We start from the raw sequence: 15,848 nt of genomic DNA on the forward strand, positions 1-15,848 counted from the left end.
TCACCATCCCCGACGGGAGGCATGGATGTTTTCCGACATCGGCCCACTCGAAGTTGTGACGCTGATAGTACTGGCCGTCATTCTTGTCGGGCCCGACAAGCTCCCCAAGACGGTGTCCGACACCATGCGGACCCTGCGCAAGCTCCGCGAGTTCTCGCAGAGCGCTCAGGCGAGCATTCGAGACGAACTCCCCACCGAACTCAAGGACCTGAATCTCGATGACCTCAACCCGACGACCTTTGTGGCCAAGAAACTGCTGGGCGACCAGAGCCAGGGCCTGGGCGACCTGACCGCCGACCTCGGCCTGGAGGACGAACCGCCTTACAGCGCCGGAACCAACACCTCAAAGGGCCTCGCAAAGGCCGCCGCACCCGGCCCGCTCCCCGCGGGCACCGGCCACGGGCCTCGGGAAGCCACCAGCGCGGGGCGATACAGCCTCGACAGGGACGGCCTGTAACCGGAAAGGACCACGGGAGCCTCGCCGTCGGCCCGGCCCGTCAACGCACCGACCGGCACGCAGGGGCTGGCTGCAACATCCGTCCGCAGCCAGGCCACAACGCAGGAGCACCGCCCCTGCGCTTTCAGACCCTCGGAGAGGAAACTCCCATGTTCGGCAGGCTCGGAGCACCCGAGATCCTCCTCATCATCCTCGTCGTCGTGCTCCTGTTCGGCGCCAAGCGGCTCCCCGACATGGCCCGCGCCTTCGGGCAGTCGCTGCGGATCCTCAAGAGCGAGACCAAGGCCATGCAGAAGGACGACGCAGACGAACCCCCGACCGTTCACGGCACCGCAGCCCACCAGTTCGCGGCCGAGAGCCGACACACGGCCCCGGACGCGACCGAGGCAGACACCTCCCACCGGCGCTGAACCGCCGAAGCCACCGACCAGCATCCAGCCGGTGCTGCACTTGAAGGGACCGGGACCGCCCATGCCGATCCAACCAGCACATGACGCCGCACCTATGTCCCTGGGGGAGCACTTGCGCGAGCTGCGCAACCGCCTGCTCAAGGCCGTCGGGGCGATCCTGCTCATCACCGTCGCTGCGGCTCTGTTCTACAAGCAGCTGATCGGATTCCTCATCGATCCCCTGCCCGGCTGCGCTCCTGGCCAACCGGCCGCCGCGGACGACACGGGCCGATGCGGCGTGATCTCCCTCAACGGCCTCCTGTCACCCTTCACCCTCGCGCTGAAGGTGTCGATCACCGCGGGGGTGGTCGCCGCGAGCCCGCTGTGGCTTTATCAGCTGTGGGCCTTCGTCGCACCAGGACTGCACCGCAACGAGAGGAAATACACTCTGGCCTTTCTCGGGGCGGGCATCCCCCTGTTCCCGACCGGTGCCGCCGTGGCGTACTGGACCCTGCCCACCACGGCGCGGGTACTTATCTCCTTCACCCCGGACAACGCCACCAGCCTCCTGCCCGTCGACGACTTCCTCGACCTGGCCACCCGCATGGTCCTCGTCTTCGGACTCTCCTTCGAACTCCCCGTCCTCCTCGTGCTGCTGAACCTCGGCGGCGTGATCAGCGCACGCCGAATGGCCGACTGGTGGCGCGGCATGTTCATGGCCATCGCCGCCTTCGCGGCGCTCGCCACCCCCAGCACCGACCCGCTCAGCATGCTGCTGCTCGCCACCCCCATCAGCCTGCTGTACCTCGCGGCGTGCGCGATCGCCTGGTACAACGACCGCCGCCGGCAGCGCACCGGCACCAGCGGTCCAGGCGGAAGCCCGGACAGCGAGGCGTCCCCTCTCGGCCTCACCCCGGCCCCCCTCGACGCCCCCGCTGACATCTCCGTCAGCTGACTCTGACGAACCCCTTCTCAAGGAGCGGCTGACCGTCGGCGGCCAAGGCAGTTGCTTACGACGAACCCGGGAGGCCGCAGATTGACAGCATTGCCGCAGATGTGTGCGTCCTACCAGATCCCGCTTGGTTGCGCGAGTGGTCGTAGAACGCCACGGGATACTTGTTCGTAGTGACACGCCGGTTCCGGGGCGCCGGGTACCGAGGGGGTGACCTGCGGAACGGCGGACCTTGCCCTCGGCGTTCAGATCGATTCCGCAATCGGGTGTGGATGGGGTTGGGGAACAAGGAAGCGAAGGCCGCGATGCAGGGCGTGATGCCGTGGCTGCCGCCGGCTGGAAAATTGACGGTGGAGGCGTCGTCGACGCTGGACCGGCCGCTGGATGATGACGTTCATGCGGTGCGGTCGCAGCGTTGATCACGCCGATGAGAGACACCAACCCGGCCAACTGGTCCTCGTCGTAGCGGTTGGCCACGTTCACCCAGGCCTTGTCGGTGACGCCACTGGCTGCGTCGGCGATGCGCGTGCCCTGTTCCGCCAGCTCCAAGGGCGCCCGCTCGACCTCGGTGAACACCGTGGCCTCAGTCGCGATCAGGTTGAGACGCACCCAGGTCTCCCCGCCGTGCGGGACGTCCCTTGGTGTGCATGTCGGTGCAGAAGCATCAGCCGTTGACCTGGCCGCCCGGATCTTCATCAGTTCCTGCGTCGCGGCCGACAGAGTCGGTCCGTGATGACCTTGCCTGTCCAGGCGGCACAGCGAACCCCTGCCGTCGACGCCCGATCTCACACACCCCCGCCCCCATGCGCCCGCTCAGGGAAGCAGCCGCGTCAAGAGGGCAGGGGTCCATCACGCCCGGCGTGTTCACGGGCACTTCGGTGACGTCAGCGCGACCGGCGTCAGCCCTCAGCAGCGCCAGAAGCATCGTCTCCTACTCGACACAGGGCTCGAATCCGGTGTGAAGGACGGCTTCGAGGTACGCGCGCAGATGGGCTGCCCCGTCGGCGCCGAAGTTCTCGTCGAACTGCGCCTGCACGGCATTCCACAGTGGTGGCGCCCGCCTTCAGTCGGATCAGGTCGTCCGGCGTGATGGCAGCGATCCGTGCGCGGCAGTCGGCCGCCGATGACTCGACGGTCACCAGACCCTCGCGGACAAGCCGCTTGCGGTTTGAGGCCATCGTCGTGCGGTCCATGGCGATCACGTCGGCCGGTGATCGCTATTTCTCCGCGCACACTCAGCTCCCACAGGGTCCTGAGCTGCGTCGCAGGAAGATCGACCGGGGCCAGGGCTTTGTCGTAGGGTCGCACCAAGGTACCGGGCCGCCTTGCGCAGGGCGAGGTTGTTGCACGAGTCGCCTGGATCTGTCGGCGCAATGGTCATTGTCTCCTCCGGAGCTTCACCCACCCGCGATATGAGCAGTACTCTCAAATGCGACCAGTCACTCTGACGTCAACGGTCACCGAATTCACCCCGAACCGCCCGCTCTCCCCATCAAGATAAATGCGAGCAAAGGCTCACACTTATCGAGTGATGCCTCCTCCTGGCCCCTCCAGCGAGTCTCGCACGCCTCCACCCGAAAGCCTTGTCATGGAAACCCCCATCAGATCCGCGCCCGTACGTAAGCCGACACTCTCTCCGAAGCCCCACCTCACCAGCCGCCGCCCGCCCGATGCGCCCGCCCGGTTTGGCAAGCTGCCGAAGCGAATCCTCCCCGAGGAGATGATCGAAGAACGAGCGGCCACGATGCCGAACCCGGCGATGAGCACATACAACGCCGACGAGTGGCTCGTTCGGAACTGCCTGTGAGCTACATCAGAAATGGAGGATTCCCATGCACGTGCCCAAGCCCCTCATGGCGGTCTCGCTGGCAGTGCTCTCGATAGCTGTCACCCTGAGCTGCTTTACCCAGGTCATCTGACCGCCGGCGAAGGCCTAGAGGCCGGCACCGGCACCGGCGCCTCCCGCTACTCAGGGTCTGCGGGCTCAACGAACGCCGTCTCGGCCCCTTCACAGGCATGGACCACCATCCGGCGAAGGCCGCGTCAAGGAGCTCGTCCGGGCCAGGCCAGCAAAGAACCTTGCAGACCACGCCTGACAGCGCCGATCCCGGAAGCAGCGTCACACCGGAGTGAAGGGGGGAGGTCCATACCTCGTGACGCCACTGTCATGCCTGGTCGTGTCGCCCCCGGATCCGGCCCGCGTTCGGTCGCGAGGTCGGTGCGTGAGGATAGCTGCTTCTCGAGCAGTGGTACTTCCGCGTCCTGTGATGCGAGCCCATTTAACTGTTCATCGCCATGACCATGTTGTGGATCCCGTGGACCGGCACCGGCATGGCGCGAAGAGCCCACTCCATACCCACGTGCTCAAGCTCGTCAACACCATCCCGGGCAGCCGTCCTCAACGCACACGACGGCGGCTTTCCGTGCCGGCCCCGCCGACCGGGGGTGAGCGGTCGTGCGGCCTTCCGGATGGATCCTGACTGCCTAGGGGGGCCGGCGGCGCGCCAGGTGGTGGGGTGGCGGTCGCCGGGTCGGCGTCGTCCGGCTGGTCCGCGGCGTGCCGACTGTGAGTAGCAAGGCCCGAGGGCGTTGTGGACGCCCGGATGCGAGCTCACGGTTCCGGGTGTGTGAGGGCTGCATACGTGTTCATGCAGTGAGGCCGTACACAGTGTGGGTACTGCAGGTGACGGGCCCGGGCGTGTGCCCGACCTCGACCCGGCCGGGGGCACATGGGCGCACATCGACCGAAGCCAGGCTAGCCGGCAGCCCGTCCTGGAGCCCCTGCTCCCATGTACTCGCGGCTTGCGGCTGTGCCGGGGTCGGCCAGCCCTGGTGGCGCCACGTCGGCCGACTCGCAGACTTGCCGTCGGAAACATAGGAGCATATGCTCATATTTATTCACTGGAATCACCGGCAGCCGGTCCATACGTGAGCGGCCGGCGCCGGATCTCCGAAAGAGATACGACATGACGAACGCGGAAAACAGCGACAGCGGTCGCCAGGGACTCAGCTACTACCCATGGTGGCTGGACAGCCTGGCCGACGACGTCACTCTGGAAGGCGCCGCCATGAACGGCACCGCGCGTGGCGCGGAGGCGGTCCGCGCCATCGTGGTCAAGGCCCGTGAACTGTACGAGTTCCAGGACTTCAGCTTCACCGGAGACTTCGGCGACAGCGGCTTCCTCGAGATCTACGACGCTTCGGTCCTCGGCGAACCCATGAAGGTCGTCGTCACAGTCACCCGCAACGCCGCCGGACAGGCCCAGGAACTCGCGGTGCTCCATCGGCCGCGCAACACGCTGCTGCTCTTCTCCCGCGAGATGAACAAGAAGTTCGCCAACACCCCCCTCGCTGAGCACTTCCTCGCCGACGAGTCCTGAGACGGCGATCCCGGGGCAAGCCTTTACAACCCCCAAGGAAATGATCTTCGAGGTGGTTGGATCACCCCGGGGCTGTTGATCTGGGGGTGCGGGGTGGCTCGGCCGAAGCCGTGGGATGTCGATGCCGATCTGTGGGCGGTGATCGAACCGCTGGTGCCGAAGGTTGAGCGTGGGGTTCGGCACCCGGGGCGCAAGCGGCATCCGGACCGGCTGGTGTTCCAGGGCATCCTGTTCGTGCTGCGTGCCGGGATTGCCTGCGAACACCTGCCGCAGGAGCTTGGTTTCGGCTCGGGCATGACCTGCTGGCGTCGTCTGGCCGGGTGGGCCGAGGCTGGTGTCCGGCCCCGGCTGCACGAGGTCCTGCTCACCAGGCTCCGCAGCGCGAACGCCCTGGACTTCTCCCGGGCGGCGGTCGACGGCTCCCATATCCGAGCGTTATAAGGGGGCTCCAAGACGGGACGGGGCCCCCTCGACCGGGCCAGAACCGGCAGCAGGCATCACCTGATCACCGATGCCACCGTCATCCCGCTCGCGGCCACTTTGACCGGCGGAAACCGCAACGATGTCACCCAGCTCATCCCACTCCTTCAAGCGGTTCCGCCGGTGCGGGGCAAGCGCGGCCGGCCCCGGCGCCGCCCGGACGTGGCGCTGGGCGACCGCGGCTACGACCACGACAAGTACCGCCGCCTGGTGTGGGCGCTGGGCGTGAAACCGAAGATCGCCCGCCGCGGCACCGAGTACGGATCGGGACTCGGCGCTCAACGCTGGGTCGTGGAGCGTGCGTTCGCCCACCTGCACTGGTTCCGCCGCCTGCGGATCCGCTGGGAGATACGCGACGACATCCACGAAGCCTAATTCGTTCTCAGCACCCCACACAGAGCGGTTGTCGCTCCAGCGGGCTGTTCGAGTACGGGGGTGGGTCCTCTCCGATTCGGCATGAGCCCGCAGGAGGTGGCTGACGCGCTGAGCGAAGAGCCCACCACCCGGTACGGCCGCTACCCCTTCGGAACGTCATGGGAGGGCATGGGGCAGTGGATCCCGGAGGAGGAGCGCTTCGACCGCGTGGGCGTGACCGCCCACTACTCCAGCAGCCACAGCTGGTCCCCCACTCTCGGTGCTGTCACCGTCCACGGCCGCACCGGCCCCCAGGTCGAATTCGAGAACATCCCGTTGATCGGCACAAACGTCACGACCGTTGACACGGCGTTGATCCACCTCGCGGAAAGGCAGGACCGGGGCTCGGTGGTGGGCTGTCGCGGCGATCTGGGGCTGGATGGTCTGAACATGTATGTACAGGCCACCCGTACCGGCGACACCGCGGTGAGTGAAGCCCGGTTCTGCAAGGCTGAATGATGCCTCGTCACCGCTCAAGTGCCCGTGGGCCGCGAGGGGTGCGGCCATTTCCAGCACGCGCTGCCAGTCGGCGTCCAGGAGGTCCTGGGCGCCGGGGCGGTACTGCCAGAAGACCTGGCGGTAGCCGTTGTCTTCGACGCCGGGGTAGTACGTGCGTAGAACGCCGATGGCCTTGGTCGTGTCGTCCAGCGCGCCGCGTTCCACCGCCCACGCTCTGGCCGGCGTGTACAGGCCGGCTTCTCGTAGCCAGCGCTGGTGGGCGAGTTCTCCGGCGGCCGGCATCGTCAGGTAGTCGGGCGGCGGGACGGCGACGCGGCCGATCTGGGTGTCACCTGAGACACCGGAGGTCGGGCCGCAGGGGTGTTGAGCGTTCTCGGGCGTGAGGGTGACGTCAATGACGTGGATACCGACGAGGAGGGCGGTCACCAGGTGGCCGGCTTCGTGCACCGCGGCGCCTTGCCTGTCTGCTTCCAACGTCAGGGCGAGGACGTGGTTCGCGCAGCACCACCAGCGGGCTCTTGGTGGAAGGAGTGGATCGGGCTGCCGTCCGGCCCGGTACCGAAGAAGCCGGTGTGTATCACGGCATCCAGTGTGCCAGCCCATGATGGGGCAACGCAGTGACGCCCGCCGTCCTACGGCGTTTCCGTTCCGGTTGTGGTTCTCGAGTTTCCTGCGGCGGGATGGCGGGCGACGTCGGCGCCGACGCGGCTTGGTCCGTGGGCCATCAGGCGACGGCCGGGCGCTGGGCTGAGAGCCGGGCCAGGTGTGCCTCGCGCAGCTCCTCCCAGGGCGTGCAGTCCTCCGCTGCGGGCAGGCCGTTGGCGGCGATGTCCTCCAGGACGGCGGCGAGCCGGTCGGCGCTCTCGCGGGTCCTGGCCGCGTACGCGCGGACCGCGTCGGCAGCCGCGGGCTCCAGCTGCTGCCGGCCGTGGTCGGCGGGGACCGGCTGTTCGCTCATCGACGGCTCCAGAGGCAGAACTGGCGTCTGCTCCCACGATATCGCCGATCCGGCCCCTGGGGACCGCTCCGGAGGAACCGACTGATACCAGGAGACCGCAGGGCTACGAAAGAGCACCCGCCGCCCGAATACGGCGGGGGCAACTCGCAGGTCGGGCGTAATGGCGACGTTGCGGTCCAGGCCGAGCGCACGCGCCAGAGGAGTCGAGTCTGTGGGGCCCGGGTCCGGGGCTTCCCTCTCGGCCGCAGACGAGGCCGTCCGGGTCGTACGAGGGGGCCTGGAGGCTGTAATCTGTCGACCATCGAGGTCGGCGACGGCAGCAGCTTCCCCACCGCCACCCACCTCGCCGCCTACGCAGGGACTCGCCCCGGCAACCCGCAACTCGGGCTCCTCGATCCGGGGCGAACAGCACTCCCGGCGAGGAAACAAACAGCTCAAGCGGGCCTTCTTCCTGTCCGCGTTCGCCGCTCTGACCGATCCACGATCGAGGGCCTACTACAACAAAAAGATCGCCCAGGGAAAGCACCACGTCCAGGCCCGCCTCTGCCTCGCCAGACGACGAGCCGACGTCCTCTTCGCGATACTCCGCGACGGAACCTTCTACGAATCCCGGCCAGCCACAGCTGTCTGACCCCCACCAGCGTCGCCGCACACAGGGCAGTCCCATTCGTCGAGCGAGTCCATCACGACAGGGTGATGACAAAAGACGCACGGCCGCATGCCCTCACCGACCTGCTCCTCCACACACGTTTCATCGCTCATGGCGGACAGGGTGACACCGGACCACCTTGACCAAAGACATAGGAGCACCCCCCGTCACATGAGTGTCACGTGTGTCGGCTGCTTCTTCACGGCTGCCCCGGCCGCAGGTCGAGGGTGGCGACCGCGCCGGTGCCGTCGTTCGTGAGCGTCAGCCGGGCGCCGATCACCTGGGCCTGGCCAGCGGCGATGGTCAGGCCCAGGCCGTGCCCGCGGCCGCGTTCAGCGGTGCCGGTGCGGAAACGCTGCGGGCCTTCGGCGAGCAGCTCGGCAGGAAAGCCGGAGCCGTGGTCGCGGACGACGACGGTGGCGGCCTCGACCGTGATCTCGACCGGCGGGCCGCCGTGGACATGCGCGTTGACGACCAGGTTGCTGACGATGCGGTCGACGCGGCGGGGGTCGGTCACGACGACCGAGTGACCGGTGACGTTGAGGCGGGGATCGAGCCCTGTGCGCCGTACGGACTCCTCGACTAGTTCGTCCAGCGGTACCGGCTGCAGCTCTGCCCGTTCCGCGCCCGCGTCGAGGCGGGAGATCTCCAGCAGATCGTCGACCAGGGCGCGCAGCACCTTCACCCGGTCGCGCACGAGATCGCTGGCCTCGCTCTCCGGGAGCAGCGCGGCGGAGGTGACCAACCCCGCGAGCGGGGTGCGCAATTCGTGGGCGACGTCGGCGGTGAAGCGCTGCTCCGCGTGGAGGCGGCCCTGGAGCGCGTCGGCCATGTGGTCGACGGCCGAGGAGATCTCGCTGATCTCGTCGTGCCCCCGGCCGGTGGTCCGCGCGTCGAGGTCGCCGTGGCGGATGCGACGGGCAGTGCCGGCAACCCGGCGCAGCCGGCGCACCACCAGTTCGGCGGCGAGCAGGGTGAGGGGGACGACGACGGCGAGGGTGGCGATCGCCGCGTAGCGCATGTGCCGGTCGAGGGCCTGGCGGCTGAGCAGGTCGGAGATCATGTTGACGTCGACGGCGATCGGGGTGCCGTCGACCTTCGTGGCCGCCCACATGGACGGGCCGCGGGCCGGCTTGCTGACGTCGTACCAGGTGACCGGCGCCGGTCCGGCAGCGAGCAGGGCGAGGAGATGGCCCGGTACCTCGTCGCCGGTGCGGTACCCGGACGGCGGCGAGCTGCTGGGCCGGGTACCGCTGAACTCGGCCTCGGCGACATCCAGTTCGCGCAGGGCGTCGACCCGTCCGATGTTCATCGAACGGGTCTCGGTGCTGCGGTGGACCAGGAGGCCGATGCCCAGGGCCATCGCGCACGCTGCGGCGGCGACCCCCGAGGCAATCTTCCACCGCAGGGATCTAGGGTCGGCCAGACGCCAAAGGGACCGGCCGGTGTCTCCGGGCGGGATCGCGGGGTCCATTACTCGCTCACGTCTCTCTCGGCCCACCGGGCATTCAGCGGCGGAACTTGTAACCGAAGCCGCGCACGGTCTCGATGTGGTCGGCGCCGATCTTCTTGCGCAGCCGCTGCACCGCCAGGTCGACGACCCGGATGTCTCCGTCCCAGCCGTAGTCCCACACATTGCGCAGCAGGGTCGCGCGCTGCAGGGCGATCCCGGGCGCGACTACGAACTCCAGGAGCAGACGCAGTTCGGTGGGGGTAAGGGCGAGCGGCCTGCCGTCCTTGCGGACTTCGAGGCCGCGGGTGTCGACGGTCAGGCCGCGGAAGGCGAGTAGACCCGTGCTGTCCGCGGGGGCGGGCTCGGCGAGGGCGGTGAAGGTGGCGCGGCGCAAAAGGGTGCGGATGCGGGCCAGCAGCACAGTGGTGTCGACCGGTTTGACGACGTAGTCGTCGGCGCCCGCCTCCAGGCCCGCGACCACGTCCGGGGAGTCGCCGCGGGCCGACATCATCAGGATCGGAGCCTGGCTGGTCTCGCGGACCCTGCGGCACAGTCCGATCCCGTCGAGGTGCGGCAGCATGATGTCGAGGAGCAGCAGGTCGTACTCCGTCTCCCTGAACATCTCCAGGCCGGTCAGGCCGTCGGGGGCGGCCGAGACCCGGTAGCCGTAGCGCTCCAGGGACAGGCCCACGGATCTGCGGATCGTTTCGTCGTCCTCGACAAGGAGGATGTGCACCGGGGCGGGCTGGTCACGCATGTGGTCGCCTGAGGTCGTTTCGTGAGTGTTTGTAGGTGTCTGTCGATGTTCGTCTGAGGGCCGTGCTGCTGCTTCCAACGGTATCCGCTGACCGGGCGGGGCCGCGTCCACCATCCCGTCCCGCCCGCGCCGTTCGCCTTCCTCACAATCGCAGGGAGGCCGCGACCGGCAGATGGTCGCTCCCCGTGCGGGGCAGCGTCCACGCGGAGACCGGGGTGACGCCCTTCACCAGGATCTGATCGATCCTGGCCACAGGGAACGACGCGGGCCAGCTGAAGCCGAAACCCGCCCCGGCCTCGTCCTGCGCCGAGCGGAGTCCCGTGGTGACCGGGTCGAGGGCGGTGTCGTCGGTGGTGCCGTTGAAGTCGCCGACCACGACGACCCGGTCCAGCGGCTCGGCCCGTGCGGCGTCGGCGAGCCGGGCGGCCGCCTCGTTGCGGCGCGCGGTGACGAAGCCCTTGGTGAGGTCGGCCCGCACCGAGGCGAGATGGGCGGTGTACACGGCGAGCGGACCCTTCGGGGTGTCGACCCTGGCCCGCAGGGCGCGGGTCCACGGCATGATCGCGACGGGCCGCACGTCGTGCAGGGGGTAGACGCTCCACAGTCCGACCGTGCCCTGCACCGAGTGGTAGGGATAGGAGTCGGCCAGCGCCCGTTCGTAGGCCGGGGCCGTGCGCGGCGACAGCTCCTCCAACGCGATCAGCCGGGCGCCGGAGGCGGCGAGGGAGCGGGCGGTGCCCGTCGGGTCGGGGTTTCCGTCGTGCACGTTGTGGCTGACGACGGTGAGATCCCCGGCCCCGCCTCGCTTGTCGAGGAGCTTCCCGCCGAACAGGGAGCACCAAACCGCGGCCGGGAGCAGTACGGCGACGGCGGCAACCACCGACCGTCGCACGGCGGCCACGGTGAGGAGCGCGAGCGTACCCGCACCCGACCAGGGCAGGAACGTCTGCAGCAGGCTCCCGATGCCCCCCACCGAGGTGGGGAGCCGTGCGGCCACGACCATGCCGATGCCGCAGAGCACGGCCACGGACGCGACGAGATGGCCGCGCCGGAACAGCCGGGACCTGGTGCGGGGTGGCCGGGAGCCACTGCCGCCCGGGAAGTCGTCGGTGCGGTCGGCTGTCGCGTCTGCCGGCCCCTGGGGGCCCATGGTCGTAATCACGTCCGGTCCGCCCGTCCACCGAGCGCCGCCGGAAGTTCCTTCTGCACGGCCTCTATCAACGCGGCGCTCTTCTCGAAGGCCGCTTCGAGCCCCTCGGCGGGGGTGGTCCCTGTCCGCTGGCCGAGCACCACACCGAGTACGAGATGGCGCGTGCCGCCAGTACCCGTCTTGGCGGCCCACATCAGAGCTCCGCCCGCCGGAGTGCTCGACCCCGTCTTGAGGCCGACGACACCGGGCCGGCCGAGGAGCCGGTTGGTGTTGACGACGAGGTCGGGCGCGCCTGGCACGGTCGCGCTCCGCATGGCGACGACGGCGCGCAGCGTCGGCTCCTTCATGGCCTCCCGGGCCAGCTTGAGCTGGTCGTCGGCGGTGCTCTCGGTGGTGGCCTCGAGCCCGCTCGCACCCGTGTACGTGGTGTGGTGCATCCCGAGGTCGCGCGCGGCCCGGTTCATCTTGGCCACGAACGCGGCTTGGCTGCCCGCGTCCCAACGAGCCAGCAGCCGGGCTACGTTGTTGCCCGACGGGAGCAGCAGGAGCTCCAGCATCCGGCGCTCGGAGAGCGGCTGCCCCTCGCGCAGCGGTGCGGTGGACTCGGTCAGCGAGTGCGACTCCTGCGCGGCGGTCGCGTCCACCCCGACGGCGGGGCCCTGCTCGCCACGGGCCAGCGGGTGCTCCTTGAGGATCACATACGCGGTCATCACCTTGGTGACACTGGCGATCGGCAGAGGACGCTGCCCGGTGGTGGAGCCCAGCGTGCCGAGCCCCTCCGCCTCGATGCTCGCCTGGCCCTCGTCGGGCCACGGCAGGTGCAGGCGGCCGACGACCGTCGCCCTCTTGTACGCGTGCCTCTCCGGGCCGTCGCCCCACGAGCCGAACCAGCCTCCGGCGGCGGCCACGACCACGGCGACGGCGCACGCCACCCCGGTCCGTGCCGGTCCGGGCCATGCCGCGTGTGTCCGTAGGTCAGTCACCAGGAGTCCCCTCGTCGAGCTGAGATGCGCGGGGCTTCCGCGCACAGCTTCAGCCTTGGTGAGGACCACATCCACGCGATCAGGGCTGTGCGTCCGGGACCGCGCGGAATTGTGTCGACGGGGTTTCGGCCGTCCCTGGTCGGTCGTGCCGTCCCGGCGCGGAATATTGGCGGCACGGGCCGTGTCGCCCGCATTATCATCAACGGTGAGCGGGGCCCTTGGCCAGGCGTCGCGTCTGCTCCGCCGACCGGTGACGACGTGTGACCCGATGGCACAGGGCCGGATGAGACCGCGCCCCCGCCGCTGTGCCGTCGGCATACGGCCAGGCGCAACTCACGGCGCCCCCGCCGGATCGCCACTCAGCAGATGTCGACATCTCCCCCGACCTGGGCGCAATTGTTCCTGGCCCTCCCTCAACGGCCGGGCCGAAAAGGGTACAGCGCTGCCTGGTTGAAGCGTGCAGTCGGGGACAAGTGAGCCGCCAGGGCAACACTCCGTCTCTCGCGTCTACAGGCTGCGCAGATCACCGTGGCCTTCAGGCTGGCGCTCTGCGCACCGAGCTTGCCGTGCTCAACGACACACTCGAAGCCTCTGGCCGCCCCTCGGCATCAGCTCCGCCTCCGTTGTGTTCACCCCGGCCGTCTCGCGACCGAGGCCGACCGCCCGGACCCTACGTACCGTCTCTCGGCCCCATCCACCGGGCAGCCGGCCGCCTGACCGATTCGAACGCCGTGGTGGAGGCTGCCGGTGGGGATCGCGGCGCTGCGCAAGCAGGTCGGGGCCACGAGTCGAGCGCACGCATACGCATCACCGGAGCTGACACTGCGGTGCAGCTCCGGAGGCTCTATGGGCGCAGGACGATCTCACTTCGAGCTCCTCATGCACCTGGCCCGCCAGGGAGACCTGCACAACGCACAGGTCATCGGCTCCGCGATGCGCACGCCCAGGTTTCCCACGTGAGCCTTGCGGGCGAGTTCCTCCTGCGCCTGGGCGGCCTGATCCACGGTCCTTCTCGAGGCCCCGGGTGAAGGCATGGAGGTGGGGCAGGTCCTCGGCCTGGACCGAGGTGATCCGGGTGCTCAGCAGGGCGGCATTGTTGTCGGCGGGATCCAGCAGCACGGCGAAGCGGTGGATGAGGCCGGCCAGAGCGGTCATCTCGTGGCAGGCGGTGCGGGCGGCCTCGATGCGTTCTCGCTGGTGGTCCTTGAGGCGGCCGGGGCGGGTGAGCAGGTAGCGGGGCGAGAGGGCGGGCCGGTCGGCCTCGACACGGCCCTGGTTGATGAAGCGGACCAGCAGGTTCGAGCTGCCGGTGTAGCCCAGCTCCCTGATCTCCTCGAGGAGATGGGTGACAGGGACGGCCGGGTTCTCCAGCCGACGTCGGCGCAGGTGATCGCGGTAGGGATCCACGAGAGTGGGCCGGTACTTGGGGGCACGGATGAGGCGCGCGGGTTCGGTGACGCGGTCGTAGCGGTTGACGGTGTTGAGAGCCAGGTTCAGGCGGCGCGCGCACTCCAGAAGCCCGACTCCACGCTCGCGCGCGTGGACCTGGTGCCAGCGCTCCCCGGTGGTGGCGGCCTGTCTCCCTTCAGCCGGGGGCGGGCCTGCTTTCGCCCAGCAGGTGCTGTGCGCGGCGACTTCTTTGCGGACGGCCTCGGCGAGGTTGTGCCGCAGGTGCCAGCGGTCGTACTGGCTTTCCGTCAGGGCCGACGATTCCGCCCAACCGGTCGGAGGGTTCGTCCTCAGCCAGACCCGCACCGAGCTTTGCCTCCTGTGGTCCACGCCAAGGCCCTGGCCGAACCCGACCTGGGCTTGTTGGGAGACCATCACACGGGGCTCTGAGCCCGCTGTGGTTGACCTTCACCCTGGGTGAGCCCGCAGCATCAGTGGGGCCGGGCGACACGCTCGGCATGAGGAGGAACGGATGGGTATGGGGTTGCTGACCATCGGGGCGTTCGCGAAGGCGTCCCGGCTGTCGCCGAAGGCACTGCGTCTCTACGACGAGCTCGGCCTGCTGACCCCCGCCCGCGTCGACCCGGTGACCGGCTACCGCCTCTACGCGACAGAGCAGCTGGAACAGGCCCGACTTGTCGCCTGGCTCCGCCGCCTGGGAATGCCCCTGGCCCGCATCCAGCACGTCCGCAGGATGGATGCGGCCGCGGCAGCCCAGGAAGTCCGCACGTTCTGGTCCCAGGTCGAGGCCGACACCGCGGCACGGCGGGACCTGGCCACCTTCCTCATCGACCACCTGTCACGGAAGGACCCCGCCATGTCCCCGACCGCCAAACCCCTGGGAATCCGTTACGCCGCTCTCTCCGACACCGGCCTCGTCCGCGCGAGCAACCAGGACACCGCTTACGCCGGCCCCCGGCTGCTCGCCGTCGCCGACGGCTGCGGCAGCCTGGGAGCCCCCGCCGGCGCAGCCGCCGTCGACGCGCTCAAGCACCTCGAAACCGACAGCATCCCTGCCGGCGATCTCCTCAACGTCCTCGAAGACGTCATCGAACAGGCCACGCAAGCCGTGCGTGACATCGCCGAAAACGGCACTTCGCCCGAGGACACCGGCACGACACTCACCGCGATGCTCTGGACAGGATCACAGCTCGCCCTCGTCCACATCGGCGACTCCCGCATCTACCTCCTGCGCGATGGAGAACTGTTCCAGATCACCCACGACCACACCGTGGTCCAGTCGATGATCGACGACGGACGCCTCAGCCCGGAAGAAGCCGCATCCCACCCTCAGCGATCCCTGCTGATCCGGGCCCTTGGCCAGGGAGCCGACACCACCCCCGACATACGCCTCTACGACGCCCAGCGGGAAGACCGATACCTGCTCTGCTCCGACGGCCTGTCGACCGTCGTGCCGGCCCTTGCCATCCACCGCGCACTCACCGAGATCACCGAACCCGAGCAGGCCGTCCGCGAACTCGTCCACCTCGCCAACGACTCCGGCGGCCCCGACAACGTCAGCTGCGTGATCGCCGACGTCACAGAACTCCAGCAGTAGAGGCGAGCGGCATGCACTTCGAGTTGCACCAGATCCGCTCCCAAGAACTCATCCACGAAGCCGACGAACACCGGCTCCCCCTACAAGCCAGGAAAGCCAAGCCGGCTTCCCGAAGCGGGGCAGCCAGCGACCAGCGGCAGACTCCACGGCACCCGCGGGCCTGGCTCCGCGGTTGAACATCACGCTCAAACAACGCCCGGTTCCGCGGCCGGCGGGGCTCGCGCCGGGTGCGGGTGGCACCGTGCGCGGCCAGCTCGGGGCAGTGGCGGCCGCGCACGGAGAGAAGGGGCGTCCCGTGCTGTGCAGTGCGTAGCAGGACACCCACCGGCATCGTGGCAGGGGCCGTGGGTTCGTGCCGCG

At 69.0% G+C, this 15,848-nt stretch carries 13 protein-coding genes and 3 pseudogenes; 8 read left to right on the forward strand and 8 right to left on the reverse strand.

Annotation, left to right across the window (positions count from 1 at the left end):
* Positions 1-25: 25 nt before the first annotated feature.
* The 3 genes from OG776_RS04845 (at position 26) to tatC (ending at position 1,801) form a co-directional block, all read left to right on the forward strand.
* On the forward strand, positions 26-457 hold the full coding sequence (locus OG776_RS04845) for a Sec-independent protein translocase TatB (RefSeq protein ID WP_329319123.1): 432 nt from the start codon (positions 26-28) through the stop codon (positions 455-457).
* 149 nt (positions 458-606) lie between these two features.
* Positions 607-867 carry a Sec-independent protein translocase subunit TatA gene (tatA, locus tag OG776_RS04850; RefSeq protein ID WP_329326365.1) on the forward strand — a complete coding sequence of 87 codons (261 nt, stop codon included), beginning with the start codon at positions 607-609 and terminating at the stop codon, positions 865-867.
* Positions 868-928: 61 nt separating this feature from the next.
* A complete protein-coding gene (gene tatC / locus OG776_RS04855) occupies positions 929-1,801 on the forward strand; it encodes a twin-arginine translocase subunit TatC (protein WP_329326366.1) in 873 nt (290 codons plus the stop codon).
* Positions 1,802-2,172: 371 nt separating this feature from the next.
* Here tatC and OG776_RS04860 read toward each other — a convergent pair.
* Positions 2,173-2,521, reverse strand: a pseudogene (locus OG776_RS04860) (carboxymuconolactone decarboxylase family protein); the annotation flags it as partial.
* Between the two features lie 865 nt (positions 2,522-3,386).
* On the opposite strand from OG776_RS04860, the gene OG776_RS04865 reads away from it, so the two are divergent.
* From OG776_RS04865 to OG776_RS04875, 3 genes and pseudogenes are all read left to right on the forward strand, one after another.
* Positions 3,387-3,605: a hypothetical protein gene (locus OG776_RS04865; protein ID WP_148008186.1), complete on the forward strand. Its 219-nt coding sequence runs from the start codon at positions 3,387-3,389 to the stop codon at positions 3,603-3,605.
* A gap of 1,159 nt (positions 3,606-4,764) precedes the next feature.
* Positions 4,765-5,178, forward strand: coding sequence for a hypothetical protein (locus tag OG776_RS04870; RefSeq protein ID WP_148008187.1), 414 nt, complete (start codon positions 4,765-4,767; stop codon positions 5,176-5,178).
* 93 nt (positions 5,179-5,271) lie between these two features.
* Positions 5,272-6,033 (forward strand): annotated as a pseudogene (locus OG776_RS04875) (IS5 family transposase).
* A gap of 156 nt (positions 6,034-6,189) precedes the next feature.
* Here the strand turns inward: OG776_RS04875 and OG776_RS04880 are convergent.
* Both OG776_RS04880 and OG776_RS04885 read right to left on the reverse strand, forming a co-directional pair.
* Positions 6,190-6,978, reverse strand: coding sequence for a hypothetical protein (locus tag OG776_RS04880; protein ID WP_329319130.1), 789 nt, complete (start codon positions 6,976-6,978; stop codon positions 6,190-6,192).
* 277 nt (positions 6,979-7,255) lie between these two features.
* On the reverse strand, positions 7,256-7,489 hold the full coding sequence (locus tag OG776_RS04885; protein ID WP_148008189.1) for a hypothetical protein: 234 nt from the start codon (positions 7,487-7,489) through the stop codon (positions 7,256-7,258).
* Positions 7,490-7,810: 321 nt separating this feature from the next.
* Between OG776_RS04885 and OG776_RS04890 the strand changes: the two are divergent.
* Positions 7,811-8,120 (forward strand): annotated as a pseudogene (locus OG776_RS04890) (transposase); the annotation flags it as partial.
* A gap of 217 nt (positions 8,121-8,337) precedes the next feature.
* On the opposite strand, the gene OG776_RS04895 reads toward OG776_RS04890, so the two are convergent.
* From OG776_RS04895 to OG776_RS04915, 5 genes are all read right to left on the reverse strand, one after another.
* Positions 8,338-9,501: a HAMP domain-containing sensor histidine kinase gene (locus OG776_RS04895; protein ID WP_315986881.1), complete on the reverse strand. Its 1,164-nt coding sequence runs from the start codon at positions 9,499-9,501 to the stop codon at positions 8,338-8,340.
* Between the two features lie 145 nt (positions 9,502-9,646).
* Entirely contained in the window at positions 9,647-10,348 is a 702-nt protein-coding gene (cseB, locus tag OG776_RS04900; RefSeq protein ID WP_329326367.1) for a two-component system response regulator CseB, read from the reverse strand.
* A gap of 142 nt (positions 10,349-10,490) precedes the next feature.
* Positions 10,491-11,498, reverse strand: coding sequence for an endonuclease/exonuclease/phosphatase family protein (locus tag OG776_RS04905; RefSeq protein WP_443077350.1), 1,008 nt, complete (start codon positions 11,496-11,498; stop codon positions 10,491-10,493).
* 8 nt (positions 11,499-11,506) lie between these two features.
* Complete coding sequence (locus OG776_RS04910; RefSeq protein ID WP_329319136.1) at positions 11,507-12,481, reverse strand: D-alanyl-D-alanine carboxypeptidase family protein; 975 nt, start codon at positions 12,479-12,481, stop codon at positions 11,507-11,509.
* A gap of 807 nt (positions 12,482-13,288) precedes the next feature.
* Positions 13,289-14,236, reverse strand: coding sequence for a hypothetical protein (locus OG776_RS04915; RefSeq protein ID WP_329319138.1), 948 nt, complete (start codon positions 14,234-14,236; stop codon positions 13,289-13,291).
* 172 nt (positions 14,237-14,408) lie between these two features.
* Between OG776_RS04915 and OG776_RS04920 the strand changes: the two genes are divergently transcribed.
* A complete protein-coding gene (locus OG776_RS04920; protein ID WP_329323656.1) occupies positions 14,409-15,488 on the forward strand; it encodes a MerR family transcriptional regulator in 1,080 nt (359 codons plus the stop codon).
* The last annotated feature ends 360 nt before the right edge of the window (positions 15,489-15,848 follow it).

Origin of the sequence: Streptomyces sp. NBC_01689 (assembly GCF_036250675.1) — a bacterium.
In the GTDB taxonomy this organism is placed as follows: domain Bacteria; phylum Actinomycetota; class Actinomycetes; order Streptomycetales; family Streptomycetaceae; genus Streptomyces.